The organism is Halobellus sp. Atlit-38R (assembly GCF_003665925.1).
Classification (GTDB): domain Archaea; phylum Halobacteriota; class Halobacteria; order Halobacteriales; family Haloferacaceae; genus Haloquadratum; species Haloquadratum inordinatus.
In genome coordinates this window covers 1-648 of the sequence record NZ_QXIJ01000105.1, presented here as the reverse complement: position 1 = coordinate 648, position 648 = coordinate 1, and the positions used below count along the sequence as shown (strand labels likewise).

The 648-nt window shown below is 45.5% G+C and carries 1 protein-coding gene; it reads left to right on the top strand.

Annotation, left to right across the window (positions count from 1 at the left end):
- The coding region (locus tag D3D02_RS18340) for a glycosyltransferase (RefSeq protein ID WP_121571328.1) at positions 1-637 on the top strand (637 nt) is incomplete at its 5' end.
- Positions 638-648 lie beyond the last annotated feature (11 nt).

The following is a 648-nucleotide window of genomic DNA, read 5'->3' as shown; positions in this document are numbered from 1 at the left end:
AGAATTTTCGGTACGCGATGTTTCTGTTGAAGAGCGCGGCCGAGGTCATGCCCGAGGTATAGGAGTTAAGAAAGCAGAATCAGAGTTTGTCGCAATTATCGATGCTGATGACATAGCGTGTCCGAATCGGTTGAAAAGGCAGTTAGAATATTTTGAATCGAATCCGTCAACTGATGCCGTCGGTGGATATATTGGGGAGTTTGTAGCGACTCCCGACGAAATTCAATCGATTCGGAGGGTTCCAATAGAATCGGGCAAAATACACAGGACAGCATACTATCGCAGCCCGATGAATCACCCTACTGTGACATTCCGTCGTAGTGCCGTGCTTGATGTAGGAAACTATCGTGAAATGGAATACGGAGAAGATTACGAACTTTGGTGCCGTCTTTTACAGAATGGCAAGAAACTTGCCAACCTTCCAGAGATCCTTGTCAAGGCTCGGGCTACTGAATTGACAACCCGGCGTCAAGGGGTACATATCGCCCGTCGCGAGATTAAGTTAATTCGGTCGATTGTCGATACTGGATTTTATGTTTGGATACTTGGAGGTATAAATCTCGCTGTTAGAGTACCTGCCCGGCTTCTTCCTAAAAGGTTGTTGGGTCTAATCTACAAGACCTTTTTCCGATCATAGATAGATTTTAT